The following is an 18061-nucleotide window of genomic DNA, read 5'->3' as shown; positions in this document are numbered from 1 at the left end:
GGGACCGGCCGCCCGCGACCCCGGGGGAGAGTCCGGTCAGACCGACAGCACCTGACCGACCTGGATGACGTTCGGGTTGCTCACGGTGCCCTGGTTCAGCGCGTACAGCGCCTGCCAGGTGGTGCCGTGCGCCGCCGCGATCTCGGCGAGCGTGTCGCCGGACCGGACGACGTACTGACCGGACGCCGCGCGGTCGTCCCGGGAGGCCCGCTCGGGAGCGGGCGCCGGGGCCGGTGCCGCAGCGGGCGCCGCGTCGGCGGTGGGTGCGGCCGGGTTCAGAGCGCGGCCGCAGGTGGGCCAGGCACCCGGGCCCTGGGCGTCGAGCGTGCGCTCGGCGACCGTGATCTGCTGGGCCTTGCTGGCGAGGTCGGCGCGGGCGGCGAACGCCGTCCCCCCGTAGGCGGCCCAGGTGCTCTGGCTGAACTGCAGGCCGCCGTAGTAGCCGTTGCCGGTGTTGATGCTCCAGTTGCCGCTGGACTCGCAGGCGGCGACGGCGTCCCAGTCGTTGGGTCCGGCGGCCGATGCGGGCTGGGCCAGCACGCCGAGCGAGGCGGCGGCGATGCCGGCCGTGAGGAGGGTCTTGCGGGCGAACGAGGACGTGCGCGTGCGCATGGGGACTCCCGATCCGCCGCCTGAGAGGTGAGCTGTCGGGTTCGGAGCGATCGGTGCCCCGGCCGTGCGCGCACGGCTTCACCCCGAGGCGTCCCGGCGCCCGGCCCGGAGGCCGGACGACGGAGGACGCCGGAATGGGTCCCCCACCCCCGTCCTGGCGGTGCAGGAGGAAACGGATGCCGACGGACGGGGTTCGGCGGATCGGCTCCGGCGCCCGGTCTCGGTCGAGCGGGTGCCGCAACAACGTAACGGTCAGGTCACGACGAGGCACCCCTCGTCCCGCGAGCAACACCCGTCCCGCGCCGGACCTCGTTCCGGAGGTGGCGCGGAAGGGCTGGTCACATCGCCGTGGGAGCGCGCCTCCCGCGGCGATGTGACCTCGGTCTCACTCGCGGACCAGGAGTGCCACGGGCAGGCGCTCGAGCACCGCGCCGACGGGCATCCCCGCGGCGTCGGAGACGAACCGGCCCCCGGTGAGCAGGTCCCGCCAGGAGCCGTTGGGCAGCTGCAGGGCGGTGTCCCGCCAGCCGCCGGCCGCGGCCAGCCCGACCGGCAGGCGGGTCGCGACGGTCACCGCGCCGTCCTGCCCGTCGGCCCCCCGGTCGAAGGCGACCACGTGCCCGGCGGCCGCCCCGGTCGCCTCGACCGGCCGGTACCCGGCGAACCACTCCGGGTGCTCCCGCCGGGCCCGGAGCGTGCGGGTGACCACCAGCAGCTTGGCGGCGCCGGTCTCGTCGACGGCCGGCACCTCCCCGGCGTCCAGCGACGCCAGCAGGCGCCGGCGCAGGTCGTAGTCGACGGGACGGCGGTTGTCCGGGTCGACGAGGGAGAGGTCCCAGAGCTCGGTGCCCTGGTAGACGTCGGGGACGCCGGGCATCGTCAGCTGGATCAGCTTCTGCGACAGCGAGTTGGACCGGCCGGCCGGCGCGATGCGGCCGACGAAGGCCTCGATCTCCGCGGCGGTCCGCTCGTCGTCGAACGCGGCGTCCACGAGCGCGTGCAGCCGGCCCTCGAACTCCTCGTCCGGGTCGGTCCACGTCGTCGACGTCCCCGCCTCGCGGGCCGACTTCTCCGCGTAGGCGTGCGCCCGCTCCCGCGACAGCGGCCACGCGCCGACCAGGTTCTGCCACACCAGGTGGGCCAGCGGCCGGTCGGGCAGCGGGTGCCGGGTCAGCAGCCCGCGCACGAGCTGGGCCCACTCGGCCGGCTGCTCGGCCAGCACGGCCAGCCGGGCACGGACGTCCTCGCTGCGCTTGGTGTCGTGCGTCGACAGCGTGGTCATCGACTGCGGCTTGCGCTCGGCGCGGCGGACCTGCGCCTCGTGGAACTCCTCGACCGTGCTGCCGAAGCGGGCCGGGTCACCGCCCACCTCGTTGAGCGCCACGAACCGCGCCCACCGGTAGTAGGCGGTGTCCTCGACGCCCTTGGCCATCACCGGGCCGCTGGTCTGCTCGAAGCGGGTCGCCGCCTCGGTGCCGGCCTGGGCCAGCACCGGGTGCAGGGCGTCCACCGCGTCGCGCAGGTCCGGACGCCGCTCGCGCACCGCGGCCACGGTCGCGGTCAGGTGCTCGCCGCCGTCGGGCAGGTAGCTGCGGTAGACCGGGAAGGTCGCCAGCAGCTCGGCCAGCGCCTCGGTCTGCTGCGCGCGGTCGACGCCGGGCAGCTCGCCGATGACCCGCACCAGGCGGGCCACCTCCGAGCCGAGGATGCCGTCGGTCACCTCCCGCTTGCAGCCGTGCACCAGCTCGGCGTAGTCGACCGCCCGGCCCGACAGCTCGGTGTCCAGCGCGGTCAGCGCCGCCTCACCGGCCGGGTCGACCAGGACGTCGTCCACCTCGGCCAGCGCGTCGTAGCCCGTCGTCCCGGCGGTCGCCCAGCTCTCCGGCAGGTCCTCCCCGGGCTCGAGGATCTTCTCCACGACGGTCCACCGGTCACCCGAGGCCTCGGCCAGCCGGTCGAGGTAGCCCTTGGGGTCGGCCAGGCCGTCGGGGTGGTCGATCCGCAGCCCGTCGACCGCTCCGCTCTGCACCAGCTCCAGCACCAGCCGGTGGGTCGCGGCGAAGACCTCCGGGTCCTCCGCGCGCAGGCCGGCGAGGGTGTTGATCGCGAAGAACCGCCGGTAGTTCAGGTCGGCGTCCGCGCGCCGCCAGTCGACCAGCTCGTAGTGCTGGCGGGCGTGCACCTCCTGCGGCGTGCCCTCCCCGGTACCGGGCGCGATGGGGAAGCGGTGGTCGTAGTAGCGCAGCTCGCCGTCGACCACCTCGAGCTTCTCGACGTCCTCGGCCGACCCCAGGACCGGCAGGCGCACCTTGCCGCCGCCGAAGTCCCAGTCGATGTCGAAGGCCGCGGCGTGGGCGCTGTCCCGCCCGTTCTGCAGCACGTCCCACCACCACGGCGCCTCGGCGGGGTCGGCGACGCCCATGTGGTTGGGCACCAGGTCCAGCACCAGGCCGAGCCCGTGCTCGTGCAGGGCGGCGACCAGCCGGTCGAAGCCCTCCCGGCCGCCGCGGGACTCGTCGACGTGCTCGTGGTCGACCGTGTCGTAGCCGTGCGTGCTGCCCGACGCCGCGCGCAGCAGCGGCGAGGAGTACGCGTGGCTCACGCCGAGGTCGGCCAGGTAGCCGGCCACCGCCGCGGCGTCGGCGAGGGTGAAGTCCGAGGTCACCTGCAGCCGGTAGGTCGCCGAGGGGACCCCGCGCCGCCGCTCGTCCGGAGCGCTCACAGCGCCGGACTCGTGAGGACGACGATCGAGCGCCCCCGGACCGTCACCGTCTCGCCCGGCTTGAGCTCCACCGGCTCCACCTCGCCCATCTCGGCGGTGTCGAGCACCGTCGTCCAGCCCTGGGCGTAGTCCTCGCTGGGCAGCGTGAAGTCGATCGGCTCGTGGGAGGCGTTGAACGCGAGGTAGAAGTGGTCGTCCTTCACGTACTCGCCGCGCTCGTCCATCTCGCGGATGCCGAGGCCGTTGAGGTAGACCGCCAGCGACTTGGCGTAGCCCACGTCCCAGTCCTCGTCGGCCATCTGCTCGCCGTCGGGGGTCAGCCAGTCGATGTCGGGCACCGGCTCGCCCTGCCCGCGGCGCACCGGGCGGCCGTGGAAGAACCGCCGCCGGCGGAACGTCGGGTGGTCGCAGCGCAGCTTGGTGACCGCCTTGGTGAACTCCAGCAGCCCCTCGTCGACGGCGTCCCAGTCGATCCAGGTGAGCTCGGAGTCCTGGCAGTAGCCGTTGTTGTTGCCGCCCTGGCTGCGGCCCAGCTCGTCGCCGTGCAGGAGCATCGGCACGCCCTGGCTGAGCATCAGCGTGGCGATGAAGTTGCGCCGCTGCTGCGCCCGCAGCTGCAGGATCCCCGGGTCGTCGGTCTCGCCCTCGACGCCGCAGTTCCAGCTGCGGTTGTGGCTCTCGCCGTCGTTGTTGCCCTCGCCGTTGGCCTCGTTGTGCTTCTCGTTGTAGGAGACCAGGTCGTTGAGCGTGAACCCGTCGTGGGCGGTGACGAAGTTGATGCTCGCCACCGGGCGCCGTCCGGAGTGCTGGTAGAGGTCCGCCGAGCCGGTGATCCGGCTGGCGAACTCGCCGACGGTGGCGTCCTCGCCGCGCCAGAAGTCGCGCACGGTGTCGCGGTACTTCCCGTTCCACTCGGTCCACAGGGCCGGGAAGTTGCCGACCTGGTACCCGCCCTCGCCGACGTCCCACGGCTCGGCGATCAGCTTCACCCGGCTGACCACCGGGTCCTGGTGCACCAGGTCGAAGAAGGTGGCCAGCCGGTCGACCTCGTGCAGCTCGCGGGCCAGCGCCGAGGCCAGGTCGAACCGGAACCCGTCGACGTGCATCTCGGTGACCCAGTAGCGCAGCGAGTCCATGATCAGCTGCAGCGACTGCGGCGTCCGGACGTTGAGGGTGTTCCCGGTGCCCGTGTAGTCCATGTAGTACTGCTCGTCGCCCTCGACGAGCTTGTAGTACGTGCGGTTGTCGATGCCCCGGAACGACAGCGTCGGGCCCAGGTGGTTGCCCTCGGCGGTGTGGTTGTAGACGACGTCGAGGATGACCTCGATGCCGGCCTCGTGCAGCGCCCGCACCATGCCCTTGAACTCCTGGACGTGCTGGCCGGCCGTGGTGTCGCTGGCGTACTCGTTGTGCGGCGCGAAGAAGCCGATCGTGTTGTAGCCCCAGTAGTTGCGCAGGCCCTTCTGCTGGAGGGTGTCGTCCTGCACGAACTGGTGCACCGGCAGCAGTTCGATCGCGGTGATGCCGAGGTCGGTGAGGTGCTCGATCGTCGCCGGGTGGGCGATGCCGGCGTAGGTGCCGCGCAGCTCCTCCGGGATCCGCGGGTTGGTCATGGTCAGGCCCTTGACGTGGGCCTCGTAGATGACCGTCTTGTTGTAGGGCGTCCTCGGCGGGCGGTCCACGCCCCAGTCGAAGTACGGGTTGACGACGACGGACTTCGGCATGTGCGCCGCGGAGTCCTCGTCGTTGCGCTCCTTGGTCTCGAAGTCGTAGCCGAAGACCGACGGGTCCCAGTCGATCTGGCCGTCGATCGCCTTGGCGTACGGGTCGAGCAGCAGCTTGTTCGGGTTGCAGCGCAGGCCCTGGGCCGGGTCGTGGGGGCCGTGCACGCGGAACCCGTACTTCTGGCCGGGGTGGATGCCGGGGAGGAAGGCGTGCCAGACGTAGCCGTCCATCTCCGGGAGCCGGATGCGCTCCTCGTTGCCGTCCTCGTCGAAGAGGCACAGCTCGACCTTCTCGGCCACCTCGCTGAAGATCGCGAAGTTGGTGCCGGTGCCGTCGTACGTGGCACCGAGCGGATAGGCGCTGCCGGGCCAGACCTGGGTCATCGTGCGGGGTCCTCCTGCGCTGGCGCCCCCGGGACGCCGGGGGCAGGTGGCCTCCCCGCCGCAAGGCGCCGGTGAGGAGGTCGGGGCACACCGGGCGCCCCGTGCCCCCGTTGCCCCCTCCGGACGCCGCGCACACCTCGCGCCGGCATCCCGGGGGAGATCTCGCTCACCTCCGGACGACGACGCCCCCCGCGGTTCTCCGCGGGGGGCGTCGTCTGCAGGTCCGGCCGGGCAGCGGCGCCGGGGTCCGACCTCGCCCGGGCGCTGCCCGGGTGGCGCTGGTCCTCGGCGATGACCGCTCCTGCGAGCGGGGACGCTAGGGGGCCCCGTACCCCGGGGCAAGCACCGGGGGCCAGTCGGTCGTCCCCGTGCGCCCCGTGCGTGCACCGGCGTCGCACGAACAGCGTCCTGTCACACCCCCGTCGTACCGTCGTCCCCGTGCGCTCGACCACCGATCTCCGGCCCACCCGAGGGCGTTTCCGCGTCGTCAGCGAGTTCGAGCCATCCGGTGACCAGCCCGCCGCCATCAAGGCGCTCGCCGAGCGGGTCAACTCGGGGGAGAAGGACACCGTCCTCCTCGGCGCCACCGGTACCGGCAAGTCGGCCACGACGGCGTGGCTCATCGAGCAGGTGCAGCGCCCCACGCTGGTGATGGCGCCGAACAAGACCCTGGCCGCGCAGCTGGCCAACGAGTTCCGCGAGCTGCTGCCCGACGCGGCGGTCGAGTACTTCGTCTCGTACTACGACTACTACCAGCCCGAGGCCTACGTCCCGCAGACCGACACCTACATCGAGAAGGACTCCTCGATCAACGAGGAGGTCGAGCGGCTGCGGCACTCGGCGACCAACAGCCTGCTCACCCGGCGCGACGTCGTCGTGGTCTCGACCGTCTCCTGCATCTACGGCCTGGGCACCCCCGAGGAGTACGTCGACCGGGCGCTGAAGATCAAGGTGGGGGAGGAGCGCGACCGCGACGAGCTGCTGCGCACGCTCGTCACCGAGCAGTACACCCGCAACGACCTCTCGTTCACCCGCGGCACCTTCCGGGTCCGGGGCGACACCATCGAGGTGTTCCCGGTGTACGAGGAGCTCGCCTGCCGCATCGAGATGTTCGGCGACGAGGTGGAGCGGCTGTACTACCTGCACCCGCTGACCGGCGAGGTGGTGCGCGAGGTCGACGAGCTGTTCGTCTTCCCGGCCACCCACTACGTCGCCGGCCCCGACCGCATGGAGCGGGCCATCGCCTCCATCGAGGCGGAGCTGGAGCAGCGGCTGGCCGAGCTGGAGCGGCAGGGCAAGCTGCTGGAGGCCCAGCGGCTGCGCATGCGCACCACCTACGACATCGAGATGATGCGGCAGGTCGGCTTCTGCTCCGGCATCGAGAACTACTCCCGGCACATCGACGGCCGCGCGGCCGGCAGTGCCGGCGCCTGCCTCATCGACTACTTCCCCGACGACTTCCTGCTGGTCATCGACGAGTCGCACGTGACCGTGCCGCAGATCGGCGGCATGTACGAGGGCGACATGAGCCGCAAGCGCACGCTGGTCGAGCACGGCTTCCGGCTCCCCTCGGCGATGGACAACCGCCCGCTGCGGTGGGAGGAGTTCACCGACCGGATCGGGCAGACGGTCTACCTGTCGGCCACGCCCGGCCCCTACGAGCTGGGCCGGGTGCAGGGGGACGTCGTCGAGCAGGTCATCCGTCCGACCGGGCTGGTCGACCCGGAGGTCGTGGTCAAGCCGACGAAGGGCCAGATCGACGACCTGGTGCACGAGATCCGCCTCCGGACGGAGAAGGACGAGCGCGTCCTGGTCACCACGCTGACGAAGAAGATGGCCGAGGACCTCACCGACTACCTGCTCGAGCTCGGCATCAAGGTGCGCTACCTGCACTCGGAGGTCGACACCCTGCGCCGGGTCGAGCTGCTGCGGGAGCTGCGCCAGGGCGAGTACGACGTCCTGGTCGGCATCAACCTGCTGCGCGAGGGCCTCGACCTGCCCGAGGTGTCGCTGGTGGCGATCCTCGACGCCGACAAGGAGGGCTTCCTCCGGTCGGGCACCTCGCTGATCCAGACGATCGGCCGCGCGGCGCGCAACGTCTCCGGTCAGGTGCACATGTACGCCGACAAGATCACGCCCTCGATGGCGCAGGCGATCGAGGAGACCAACCGGCGGCGCGAGAAGCAGATCGCCTACAACACCGAGCGCGGCATCGACCCGCAGCCGCTGCGGAAGAAGATCGTCGACATCCTCGACGGCATCTACCGCGAGGCGGAGGACTCCGAGTCCGCCGAGCTCATCGGTGGCTCGGGTCGTCAGCAGTCGCGCGGCAAGGCGCCGGTGCCGGGCCTCTCGTCGAAGAAGGCCGGCGGCAAGGGCAAGGCCGGCTCGATCGACGTCCAGGGCCTGCCGCGCAACGAGCTCGCCGACCTCATCACGCAGATGAACGAGCAGATGCTCGCCGCCGCGCGGGAGCTGCAGTTCGAGGTCGCGGCGCGGCTGCGCGACGAGCTGGCCGAGCTGAAGAAGGAGCTCCGGCAGTTCGACGCGGCCCACGCCTAGCCAGGGGCCGGCGTGGAGCGCGAGGAGCTGGTGGCCCACTGCCTGGGCAAGCCGGGGGCCGAGGAGACCTACCCCTGGGGTGAGGCGGAGCTGGTGGCGAAGGTCGGCGGCAAGGCGTTCGCCTTCATCGGTCTCGACGGCGGGACGGTCGGCGTGAAGTGCGGCCGCGATGCCGCCGAGGCCGCGGAGTGGCGCGACCGGTACCCCGGCGCGATCACCGCCAGCGCCTACGTGGGCCGCTACGGCTGGAACGCGGTGGACTGGACCGGCCCGGTGCCCGACGACGAGGTCCGGGAGCTGGTCGACGCCTCCTACGACGCGATCGTGGCGGCGCTGCCGAAGAGCAGGCGCCCGGCCGCGCCGGCCTGAGGGAGGACCCCGCCCCCGTCGCTCGCGGCGAGACCCCGCAGGGGGCCCGGCCGGGCGCTGCCCACGGCGGTCCCGGGGGCCGGGAACCCTGCCGGGCCGCCGTCCGTTGGGCGCGGTGGATCCACGGTGTCTGCTGTCGATGACGCCTGCCCGCCGCCGGGTCCGAACGTGGAGGGGAGTATCCCTGCGCGGCAGCGCCGTCAACACGAGGTCCCGTGACCTCCGGCGCTGCCGGCCGCCCGGGCTCGGGCGGTGGGAGAGACCTCCGGTACTGACACCTGTCTGTCAACCGGAGGAACCACCGCATGGACGTCCCATTCTGGGTGTGGGCCATCACCGTCGCCGCGATCGTCGGGATGCTCGTGTTCGACTTCGTCGGCCACGTCCGCACCCCGCACGCGCCGACGCTGCGTGAGTCGGCCACCTGGTCGGCGGTCTACGTCGGCATCGCCATCGTCTTCGGCCTGCTGGTCCTGTGGTTCGCGGGCCCGCAGTACGGCGGCGAGTACTTCGCCGGCTTCGTCACCGAGAAGAGCCTCTCGGTCGACAACCTCTTCGTCTTCGTCCTGATCATGGGCAGCTTCGCGGTTCCCCGGGAGCTGCAGCAGAAGGTCCTGCTGTTCGGCATCGCGTTCGCCCTCGTCCTGCGGACGGCGCTGATCTTCGTCGGCGCCGCGGCGATCCAGAACATCAGTTGGATCTTCTACGTGTTCGGCGCGTTCCTGATCTACACCGCGTACCTGCAGGCCCGGGGCGGCCACACCCACGACGAGGAGTTCAAGGAGAACGGCGTCCTCCGGCTCACCCGGCGCCTGCTGCCGACCACCGAGGAGTACCACTCCGACCGGATGACGGTCACGATCGCCGGCAAGCGGTACATCACCCCGCTCGCGATCGCGCTGGTCGCCATCGGCAGCGCCGACATCCTGTTCGCGGTCGACTCGATCCCGGCGATCTTCGGCCTCACCCAGGAGACGTACCTGGTCTTCACCGCCAACGCCTTCGCGCTGCTCGGCCTGCGCCAGCTGTTCTTCCTCCTCGACGGCCTGCTCGACCGGCTGGTCTACCTGTCCTACGGCCTGGCGGTCATCCTCGGCTTCATCGGCGTCAAGCTGGTGATCCACGCCCTGCACGAGAACGAGCTGCCGTTCGTCAACGGCGGTGAGCACGTGACCGCGGTGCCGGAGATCCCGACGTGGCTGTCGCTGACGGTCATCCTGCTCACACTGCTGGTCACGACCGTGGCCAGCCTGGCGAAGAACCGGCGGGACCGGACGCGGGCGCAGGACCGTGCGACTGCCGGCGCCGGTGCTCCGGAGCCCACCGCCTCCGCCGGCTCTCTGCACGGCGCAGACCCGCAGGTGGACGGCGGGGTCGACCGCGACGCGCTCGCGGCGCGGGACGCCCGGCACGCCGGTGGGCCGACGCCGGTCGGCGAGGCCGCAGGCCGCGGCGCCGGTCGCGCGCAGGGCTGAGCGCACCGCCGCCCGGCGCATCACGCGCCGGGCGGCGGGCAGCAGCCCGCGGGAGCGCCCCGTAGAGTCGTAGCCCGTGGATCTCCCCGTCTGGTTCGAGGTCGCGACGTTCGTGGGGCTCACGGTCCTGCTGCTCGCCGATCTGGCCATCGTCGCCCGCCGCCCGCACGAGCCCTCCATGAAGGAGGCCAGCCTGTGGGTGAGCTTCTACGTCGCCCTGGCGCTGATCTTCGGCGTGCTGCTGCTGGCCTTCACGAACGGGCAGTTCGCGACGGAGTTCTACGCGGGCTGGCTGACCGAGTACAGCCTGTCGGTGGACAACCTGTTCGTCTTCGTGATCATCATGGCCCGCTTCCAGGTGCCCCGGCACCTGCAGCAGGAAGCGCTGATGGTGGGCATCATCATCGCGCTGATCCTGCGCGGGGTGTTCATCCTGCTCGGCGCCGCGGTGATCGAGCGGTTCACCTGGGTCTTCTACATCTTCGGCGCGTTCCTCGTGTACACCGCGATCAACCTGGTGCGGCATCGCGGCGAGGACGAGGACTACGAGGAGAACGCGTTCATCCGGCGGATGCGCCGGGTGCTGCCGATCACCCAGGACTTCCACGGCAGCAAGATCCGCGTCACGCAGAACGGCAAGAAGTTCTGGACGCCGATGGTCATCGTCTTCCTGGCGCTGGGGACGACGGACCTGATCTTCGCGCTCGACAGCATCCCGGCCATCTTCGGCCTGACGCGTGAGCCGTTCATCGTCTTCACCGCGAACGTCTTCGCGCTCATGGGCCTGCGCCAGCTCTACTTCCTGCTCGGTGGCCTGCTCAAGCGGCTGGTCTACCTCTCCCTCGGCCTGGCGGTGATCCTGGCCTTCATCGGCGTGAAGCTCGTGATGGAGGCGCTGCACGAGAACACGCTGCCGTTCATCAACGGCGGCGAGCACATCGACGCCGTCCCGACGATCCCGATCTGGCTGTCGCTGTCGATCATCCTCGGTGTCCTGGTGATCGCCACCGTCGCCAGCCTGCTCAAGACCCGTGGCCAGACGCCCGAGCCCTCGCCCGTCGAGGCCGCCGGGTCGGTGCGGTCCAGCGGCCCGGAGGCCCTGGCCGACGCCGAGCGGAGGGCCACCACGGGCGAGGGGCTCGAGGCCGACCGGGACCGCCACCGCGGCTGACCCGGCGGACGCCGTCCGCCGGGTCAGCGCGGCCGCATCATGCGCCCGACCGACCTGGAGCTCCTCCGCACGCCCGGCGTCCCCACGGTCTCCCCGGACGGCCGCATGGTGGTCGTGGCCGTCACCCGGCTGGACCTCGCCGCGGACGCGTACCGCAGCCAGCTGTGGGCGGTGCCGACCGACGGCTCGGCGCCGGCCCGGGCCCTGACCAGCGGCTCCCGGGACACCGCTCCGGCGTTCTCCCCGGACGGTCGCTGGCTGGCCTACCTGGGCGCCGAGCCGGGCGGCCGGCCCCAGGTCCACCTCCTGCCGACCGCCGGCGGGGCGCCGCGGCGGCTCACCGACCACCCGCTCGGAGCGGGCGCGCCGGTGTGGGCGCCGGACTCCCGCCGGCTGGCCTACGTCGCCCGGGTACCGCAGCCGGGCCGGCTCAGCGCCGACCCCGACGCCGAGCCGCCCCGGCTGATCACGACGCTGCGCTACCGGCTGGACGGCGTCGGCTTCCTCGCCGACCAGCACAGCCACGTGTTCGTCCTCGACCTGCCGCCCGGCGGGGAGGACGACGGGACGCCGCTGCCGCAGCCGAGGCAGGTCACCGACGGTCCCCACGACGACACCGACGTCACCTGGAGTCCGGACGGCGCGGAGCTGGCGTTCGTGTCCGCCCGGCACCCGCGGGCCGACCGCGACCTGGTCCGGGACGTGTACGCCGTCCCGGCCGCCGGCGGGACGCTGCGCCGCGTCACCGACGGCCGGGGCGACTGCTCCCTCCCCGCCTACGACGCGGCCGGCACCACGATCTGGCTCACCGCGCGTCCTGACCTCGGCCCTGACGGCCTCGACGAGTTCGCCCGCAGCGCCACGCTGTGCCGCGTGCCGGCGGCCGGTGGCGCGCTGGAGCCCGTGCTCGACCCGGAGCACACCGAGCGTGGGGACGAGACGCCGGCGACCGTGCTGGCCGGGGGAGCGGCGTACCTCGGGGTGCAGCGTCGCGGCGCGGTGGAGCTGCTGCGGGTGCCGCTGGACGGCCGGCCGGCCGAGGCGCTGGTCGACGGGCCGTTCACGGTGCGCGGGGTCGCGGTCGGCGGCGGGGTCGTCGTCGCCACGGTGGCGCACGACCGCTCCGCCGGGGAGCTGATCGCGATCACGCCGGGACGGCGGCGGCTGCTGACCGGGTTCGGCCGCGCCCTGGGGGCCACCGGCCGGGTGCACCGGATGCGCGAGCTGACCGCGGCCGCGCCCGACGGCCACCCCGTGCACGGCTGGGTCACCGCGCCGGCCGGCCCGGGGCCGCACCCGGTGGTGGTGCTGGTGCACGGCGGGCCGTACCGGCAGTCCGGCTGGACGCTGCTCGACGAGACGCAGGTGCTCGTGTCGGCCGGCTACGCCGTCGTCCAGGGCAACCCGCGGGGCTCCTCCGGCTACGGGCAGGCGCACGGCCGGGTGCTGCACGGCGCCTGGGGGACCGTCGACGCCGACGACGTGCTGGCCCTCCTCGACGCCGCCCTGGCCGATCGGGCGCTGGACGCGCACCGGGTCGGTGTCATGGGCGGCTCGTACGGCGGCTACCTCACCGCGGTGCTCATCGCCCGGTCGGCACGGTTCGCCGCGGCGGTGGTCGAGCGGGCGTTCCTGGACCCGGTGAGCTTCGTCGGCTCGTCCGACATCGGGTGGTACGTCGTCGACGCGCACCTGGGCCGTGACCCGGCCCGGCTGGCCGAGCAGAGCGCGCTCGCCCGGGCCGGGGACATCACCACGCCGACCCTCGTCGTGCACGCCGAGCAGGACTGGCGCTGCCCGGTGGAGCAGGCGCAGCGGCTCTACGTCGAGCTCAAGCGGCGCGGCGTCCCGTCGGAGCTGCTGCTCTTCCCGGGGGAGGGGCACGAGCTGAGCCGGTCGGGCCGGCCGCGGCACCGGCTGGCGCGCCTGGAGCACCTGCTGCGCTGGTGGGACCGCTGGCTGTCCACCGACCCGGGCCCCGGCGCCGACGAGCTGCCCGGCGACGTCGTGGACGCCGAGCCGGTCGAGGACGACGACGGCGAGGGTCGGGAACCCCTCACGGTGCGCGCCACCCGCCTCGCCTGACCCCGGCGGAGGAACCACCACCCACGTCCGGAGCCGCGGGACGTGGGTGGTGGTTCCTCCGCCGCGGCTCCTGTACCGCGGGGCCGCCGGGTCAGCCGGCGGCGGCGTGCTGCACGGTGTGCTCGGCGACGAAGTCGCGCAGCACCGGGTACACCTCGGCCTCCCAGCGCGACCCGCTGAAGACGCCGTAGTGGCCGACCCCGGGCTGCAGGTGGTGCCGCTTGTGCGTGTCGGGGATGCCGGTGCACAGGTCGTGCGCGGCCTCGGTCTGGCCGGGTGAGCAGATGTCGTCGCGGGCGCCCTCGACGGTCAGCAGCGCCGTCCGCCGGATCGCGGAGGGGTCGACCGGCCGCCCGCGCCAGGTGAACCGGCCGGTGGCCATGTGGTGCTCCTGGAAGATGCGCCCGACCGTCTGCAGGTAGAACTCGGCGGGGACGTCCATCACCGCGCCGTACTCGTCGTAGAAGGCGCGGGTCGTCGCCGCCCGCTCCGCGTTGCCGGTGACGAGGTCGCGGTAGAGCCGCAGGTGCGCGTCGAGGTGCCGCCGCGGGTTCATCGACATGAACGCCGTCAGCTGGACGACACCCGGGTAGACCCGCCGTCCCGCGCCGGCGTACCGCCGCGGCACGGTGCTGATCAGCCGGCGCTCGTAGGCCGACAGGGGCTGCTTGCCGGCCGCCTCGTTGATCCGGTTCGGGTTCACGCGGGTGTCGACCGGGCCCGCCATGAGGGTGAGGGTGGCCGGCTGGGCGGCGTCGTCGTCCTCGGCCAGCAGCGCGACGGCGGCGAGCACCGGGACCGCGGGCTGGCAGACGGCGACGACGTGCGCCCCCGGCCCGAGCTGCCGCAGCGCGTCCATCACGTGCTCGATGTACTCGTCCAGCCCGAACGGGCCCTCGGAGACCGGGATGTCGCGGGCGTTGTGCCAGTCGAGGACGTAGACGTCGTGGTCGGCGAGCAGCGTGCGGATGGTCGGGCGGATGAGTGTGGTGAAGTGCCCCGACATCGGCCCGACGACGAGCACCGGCGGCTGCCCGGTCATCCCCGCCTTGCGGAAGTGCAGCAGGGTGGCGAACGCGGTGCAGCCCACGGGGTGCTCGGAGACCGCCGTGCGCCGCCCGCCGGAGACCACCGCGTCGATCCCGTAGTCGGGCCGGTCGTGGGTGGGCCGGGACCTCGCGACGATGTCGCACGCCGCCCGCAGGTGCCGCACCCCCGCCGCACCGCCGAGCCGGGGCGGGAGCGCTGACAGCGCGCGGGCGGTCAGCCCGGACGCGGCCACGACGGGCGCGCCCGCCCGGCGGTTGATCTCGTAGGCGGTGTAGAGCATCGGGGCCTGTCCTGTTCCTCTGGTGCGGCATCGACGGTGACGCGCGTCACTGTGCCGGGGACGTTAACCGCCGTTCGCGCCCGGCGCGCGGCGACGCGGCGGAGCGTCGTCCCACTCGTCCCACCGGCACCGCCGTCCTGGCAGGGTGGGCCGGACGCCGAGACCGAGGAGGACCACGTGGTCGATCGCCGGGTGCCCCGCTGGTCGGAACTGCGCGAGGTGATCCGGCCCCGGCGGTTGCCGGGGGACGCGACCGACCGCCGGCTGGCCGCGGCCGCCACGGTCGGCGACCTGCGGGAGATCGCCCGGCGGCGGGCGCCGCGCGCGGTGTTCGACTACACCGACGGCGGAGCGGGCGCCGAGACGAGCCTGCGCCGGTCGCGGGAGGCGTTCCAGCGGCTGGAGTTCCGCCCCAGCGTGCTGCGCGACGTCTCGGTCGTCGACCCGTCGACGACGGTCCTCGGCCGCCCCTCGGCGCTGCCGCTGGCGTTCGCCCCGACGGGCTTCACCCGGCTCATGCACACCGAGGGCGAGTCGGCCGTGGGCCGGGTGGCGCAGCGGGTCGGCATCCCGCACGCGCTCTCGACGATGGGGACGACGACGATCGAGGCGCTGGCCGCGGCGGCGCCCGAGGCGCGCAAGTGGTTCCAGCTCTACCTGTGGCGTGACCGCGAGGCCAGCGAGGCGCTGGTGGCGCGGGCGGCCGCCGCGGGCTACGAGGCGCTGGTCCTGACCGTCGACACCCCCGTCGCCGGCCCGCGGCTGCGCGACGTCCGCAACGGCTTCACCATCCCGCCCGCCCTCACCCTGCGGACGATGGCCAACGCCGCCGTCCACCCGCACTGGTGGGTCGACCTGCTGACCACCGAGCCGCTGCAGTTCGCCTCGCTGCGGTCGTGGGGCGGGACGGTCGCCGAGCTCGCCGACCGCGTCTTCGAGCCGGCCGCGACCCTGGCCGACGTCCACGACCTGCGGGCCCGGTGGTCCGGCGCGCTGGTCGTCAAGGGCGTGCAGACGGCGGACGACGCCCGCGCGGTCGTGGACGCCGGTGCCGACGCGGTCGTCGTCTCCAACCACGGCGGCCGCCAGCTCGACCGCGCGCCCACCCCGCTGGTCGAGCTGCCCGCGGTCGTCGCTGCGGTCGGCGACCGCGCGGAGGTCTACCTCGACGGCGGCATCCTCGACGGGGCGGACGTCGTGGCGGCGGTGGCCCTCGGCGCCCGGGCCTGCCTGGTCGGCCGGGCCTACCTCTACGGGCTCATGGCCGGCGGTGAGCGCGGGGTGCAGCGGGCCGCCGACATCCTGGCCCGCGAGATCGCGCGCACCCTGCAGCTGCTCGGCGTCCCGTCGGTGGCGGAGCTGACGCCGGACCGCGTACGCCTCGGGGCGTTGCCGGACTGAGCTGCGCCTTCCTAGGCTGCGGCATGGACGTCGTCGAGGTCGTGCCCACGTTCGAGCAGTACGCGTTCACCTTCGGCGGCGTCGCCCCGCTGCGCCGGGTCACCCCCGGGACGGCGCTGCGCGTGTGGTCCGACGACGCCTTCTGCGGCGCGCTGCAGAAGACCACCGACCTCTCCAGCGAGAAGGTCGACCTGCGCTTCGTGAACCCGCAGACCGGGCCGTTCTTCGTCGAGGGCGCCGAGCCCGGCGACACCCTCGCCCTGCACTTCGTGGCGATGGAGCCGGCCCGCGACTGGGGCGCGTCGGCGGCGATCCCGTTCTTCGGCGGGCTCACCAGCACCGACCGGACGGCGACGCTGCAGGAGCCCCTGCCGGACACCACCTGGATCTACGAGCTGGACCGGGCCGCGAACACGGTGACCTTCGCGGCGCAGCACACCGACCTGCAGGTCGCCCTCCCGGTGGAGCCGATGCTCGGCACCGTCGGGGTCGCGCCGCCCGGCGGTGAGGTGCGCAGCTCGCTGGTGCCCGAGCGCTTCGGCGGCAACATGGACACCCCGCAGATGCGCCCGGGCACCACCTGCTTCCTCGGCGTCAACGTGGAGGGGGCGCTGTTCTCGGTCGGCGACGGGCACTACCGACAGGGGGAGGGCGAGGCCTGCGGGACCGCCGTCGAGGGCGCGATGACCACGACGCTGATCGTCGAGCTGGTCAAGGGCGGCGCCCCGCTCTGGCCGCGGCTCGAGGACGACACGCACTGGATGACCGTCGGCTCGAGCCGGCCGCTGGAGGACGCCTGGCGGATCGGCCAGGTAGAGCTGGTGCGCTGGTTCGGCGAGCTCTACGGGCTGCACCCCATGGACGCCTACCAGCTGCTCTCGCAGATCTCCGAGGTGCCGATCGCCAACGTCGTCGACGCGAACTACAGCGCCGTGGTGAAGGCCCGCAAGTCCCTCCTGCCGCGGGCCTCGGCCTACGGCGGGTTGCACGACGACCTCCGCCGCCGCGCGGCGACCCTGCTCTGACCCCTGGGAGGAACCCCGTGGACCTGCAGCTCACCGGAGCCCGCGTGCTCGTCACCGGCGGCACGCGCGGCATCGGCCGCGCCATCGTCGAGACCTTCGTCGACGAGGGCGCGGTCGTGGAGTTCTGCGCCCGCGACGCCGCCGAGATCGAGGCGACGGAGAAGGCTCTCGCCGATCGGCGCGGGCGGGCCTCCGGCGTCCAGCTGGACGTACGCGACGGTGCGGCCCTCACCTCGTGGGTGGAGGCGGCCGCCGGACGCCTGGGCGGCCTGGACGCCGTCGTCGCCAACGTGAGTGCGCTCGCCACCCCGGACACCGAGGAGAACTGGTACACGAGCTTCGAGGTGGACCTCATGCACACGGTCCGCCTCGCGAAGGCGGCGATCCCGCACCTGGAACGCAGCGGACACGGCTCGATCGTGGCCGTCTCGAGCGTCTCGGGACGGGAGTCCGACGCCGTCTCGGGGCCCTACGGGACGATGAAGACGGCGATCATCGGCTACGTCTCGGGCCTGGCGATGCAGTTGGCCGGCCGCGGGGTGCGGGCCAACGTGGTCTCACCTGGCAACACCTACTTCCCGGACGGCTTCTGGCAGAACATCGAGCGCGGCAACCCCGAGCTGTTCGCCACGGCGCTCGCGCTGAACCCGACCGGCCGGATGGGGACGGCGGAGGAGATGGCCAGGGCCGTCGTCTTCCTCTCCAGCCCCGTCTCCAGCTTCACGACCGGGACGAACCTGGTGGTCGACGGCGCCCTCACGCGCGGCATCCAGCTCTGAGAGGCTGCGGTATGGCGCTCATCTACCCCGTCGCGGCCGACTCCCCTGAGCCCGAGGACGGCACCGACCCGGACTTCGCCGAGCTGGCGGCCGACCTCTCCGACACCTGGCTGGTCGAGGTGGCGATCGCCGACGACGGGGACGACGCCTGTTTCGGCCCGCTCAGCGCCCGGGCGGCGTGGGACCTCGCGCTCGACATCGACGAGCGGCGCCCGGGGTGGACGGTGTCGATCGTCCCGCTGCACGTGGCCTGCACCGCCGACGAGCTGGTCGCCCTGTTCGAGGACGACGAGGACTAGACGAGTAAGTCCAAAGTCGGTCAGTGGTCGTAGGCGATCAGTGAGCGGGTGATCGGCTGGCCGGTGGCGCGGTTGTGCCAGATGGCGGCGGTCAGCGCCAGGATCCGCTGGGCCACGCGGGTG

At 73.1% G+C, this 18061-nt stretch carries 13 protein-coding genes and 1 pseudogene; 9 read left to right on the top strand and 5 right to left on the bottom strand.

What is annotated here, in order from left to right; genetic code table 11:
* Positions 1–36 precede the first annotated feature (36 nt).
* The 3 genes from ACI784_RS24325 to glgX all read right to left on the bottom strand — a co-directional run bounded on the left by ACI784_RS24325 (position 37) and on the right by glgX (position 5442).
* Entirely contained in the window at positions 37–612 is a 576-nt protein-coding gene (locus ACI784_RS24325) for a LysM peptidoglycan-binding domain-containing protein (RefSeq protein WP_457015224.1), read from the bottom strand.
* A gap of 385 nt (positions 613–997) precedes the next feature.
* Complete coding sequence (treY, locus tag ACI784_RS24320) at positions 998–3334, bottom strand: malto-oligosyltrehalose synthase (RefSeq protein ID WP_457015223.1); 2337 nt, start codon at positions 3332–3334, stop codon at positions 998–1000.
* Positions 3331–5442: a glycogen debranching protein GlgX gene (gene glgX / locus ACI784_RS24315; RefSeq protein ID WP_456925033.1), complete on the bottom strand. Its 2112-nt coding sequence runs from the start codon at positions 5440–5442 to the stop codon at positions 3331–3333. Before glgX ends, treY begins: the two co-directional genes overlap by 4 nt.
* A 438-nt stretch (positions 5443–5880) precedes the next feature.
* Between glgX and uvrB the strand changes: the two genes are divergently transcribed.
* From uvrB to ACI784_RS24290, 5 genes are all read left to right on the top strand, one after another.
* Entirely contained in the window at positions 5881–8004 is a 2124-nt protein-coding gene (gene uvrB, locus ACI784_RS24310; RefSeq protein ID WP_456925032.1) for an excinuclease ABC subunit UvrB, read from the top strand.
* A gap of 12 nt (positions 8005–8016) precedes the next feature.
* Positions 8017–8373 (top strand): MmcQ/YjbR family DNA-binding protein, encoded by a 357-nt coding sequence (locus ACI784_RS24305; protein ID WP_456925031.1) that lies wholly within the window; start codon positions 8017–8019, stop codon positions 8371–8373.
* A 305-nt stretch (positions 8374–8678) separates the two neighbouring features.
* Positions 8679–9848, top strand: a complete 1170-nt coding sequence (locus ACI784_RS24300) for a TerC family protein (RefSeq protein WP_456925030.1) — start codon at positions 8679–8681, stop codon at positions 9846–9848.
* A 76-nt stretch (positions 9849–9924) separates the two neighbouring features.
* Entirely contained in the window at positions 9925–11019 is a 1095-nt protein-coding gene (locus ACI784_RS24295) for a TerC family protein (RefSeq protein ID WP_456925029.1), read from the top strand.
* 39 nt (positions 11020–11058) lie between these two features.
* Positions 11059–13104: a S9 family peptidase gene (locus ACI784_RS24290; RefSeq protein WP_457015222.1), complete on the top strand. Its 2046-nt coding sequence runs from the start codon at positions 11059–11061 to the stop codon at positions 13102–13104.
* Positions 13105–13195: 91 nt separating this feature from the next.
* Here ACI784_RS24290 and ACI784_RS24285 read toward each other — a convergent pair whose 3' ends face one another.
* Positions 13196–14434, bottom strand: coding sequence for a polyhydroxyalkanoate depolymerase (locus ACI784_RS24285; RefSeq protein ID WP_457015221.1), 1239 nt, complete (start codon positions 14432–14434; stop codon positions 13196–13198).
* 177 nt (positions 14435–14611) lie between these two features.
* Between ACI784_RS24285 and ACI784_RS24280 the strand changes: the two genes are divergently transcribed.
* From ACI784_RS24280 to ACI784_RS24265, 4 genes are read left to right on the top strand one after another with little or no spacing between them, the layout of a single operon-like run.
* Positions 14612–15835: an alpha-hydroxy acid oxidase gene (locus ACI784_RS24280; RefSeq protein ID WP_456925026.1), complete on the top strand. Its 1224-nt coding sequence runs from the start codon at positions 14612–14614 to the stop codon at positions 15833–15835.
* A 23-nt stretch (positions 15836–15858) separates the two neighbouring features.
* A complete protein-coding gene (locus ACI784_RS24275; RefSeq protein ID WP_456925025.1) occupies positions 15859–16860 on the top strand; it encodes an acetamidase/formamidase family protein in 1002 nt (333 codons plus the stop codon).
* Positions 16861–16877: 17 nt separating this feature from the next.
* Complete coding sequence (locus ACI784_RS24270; protein ID WP_456925024.1) at positions 16878–17639, top strand: SDR family NAD(P)-dependent oxidoreductase; 762 nt, start codon at positions 16878–16880, stop codon at positions 17637–17639.
* A gap of 11 nt (positions 17640–17650) precedes the next feature.
* Positions 17651–17938, top strand: coding sequence for a hypothetical protein (locus ACI784_RS24265; protein WP_456925023.1), 288 nt, complete (start codon positions 17651–17653; stop codon positions 17936–17938).
* Between the two features lie 20 nt (positions 17939–17958).
* Here ACI784_RS24265 and ACI784_RS24260 read toward each other — a convergent pair.
* Positions 17959–18061, bottom strand: a pseudogene (locus ACI784_RS24260) (IS982 family transposase); the annotation flags it as partial.

Source organism: Geodermatophilus sp. SYSU D01186, from assembly GCF_054050215.1.
The sequence above is the reverse complement of the archived record's forward strand: the minus strand, read 5'-3'. Positions and strand labels throughout refer to the sequence as shown.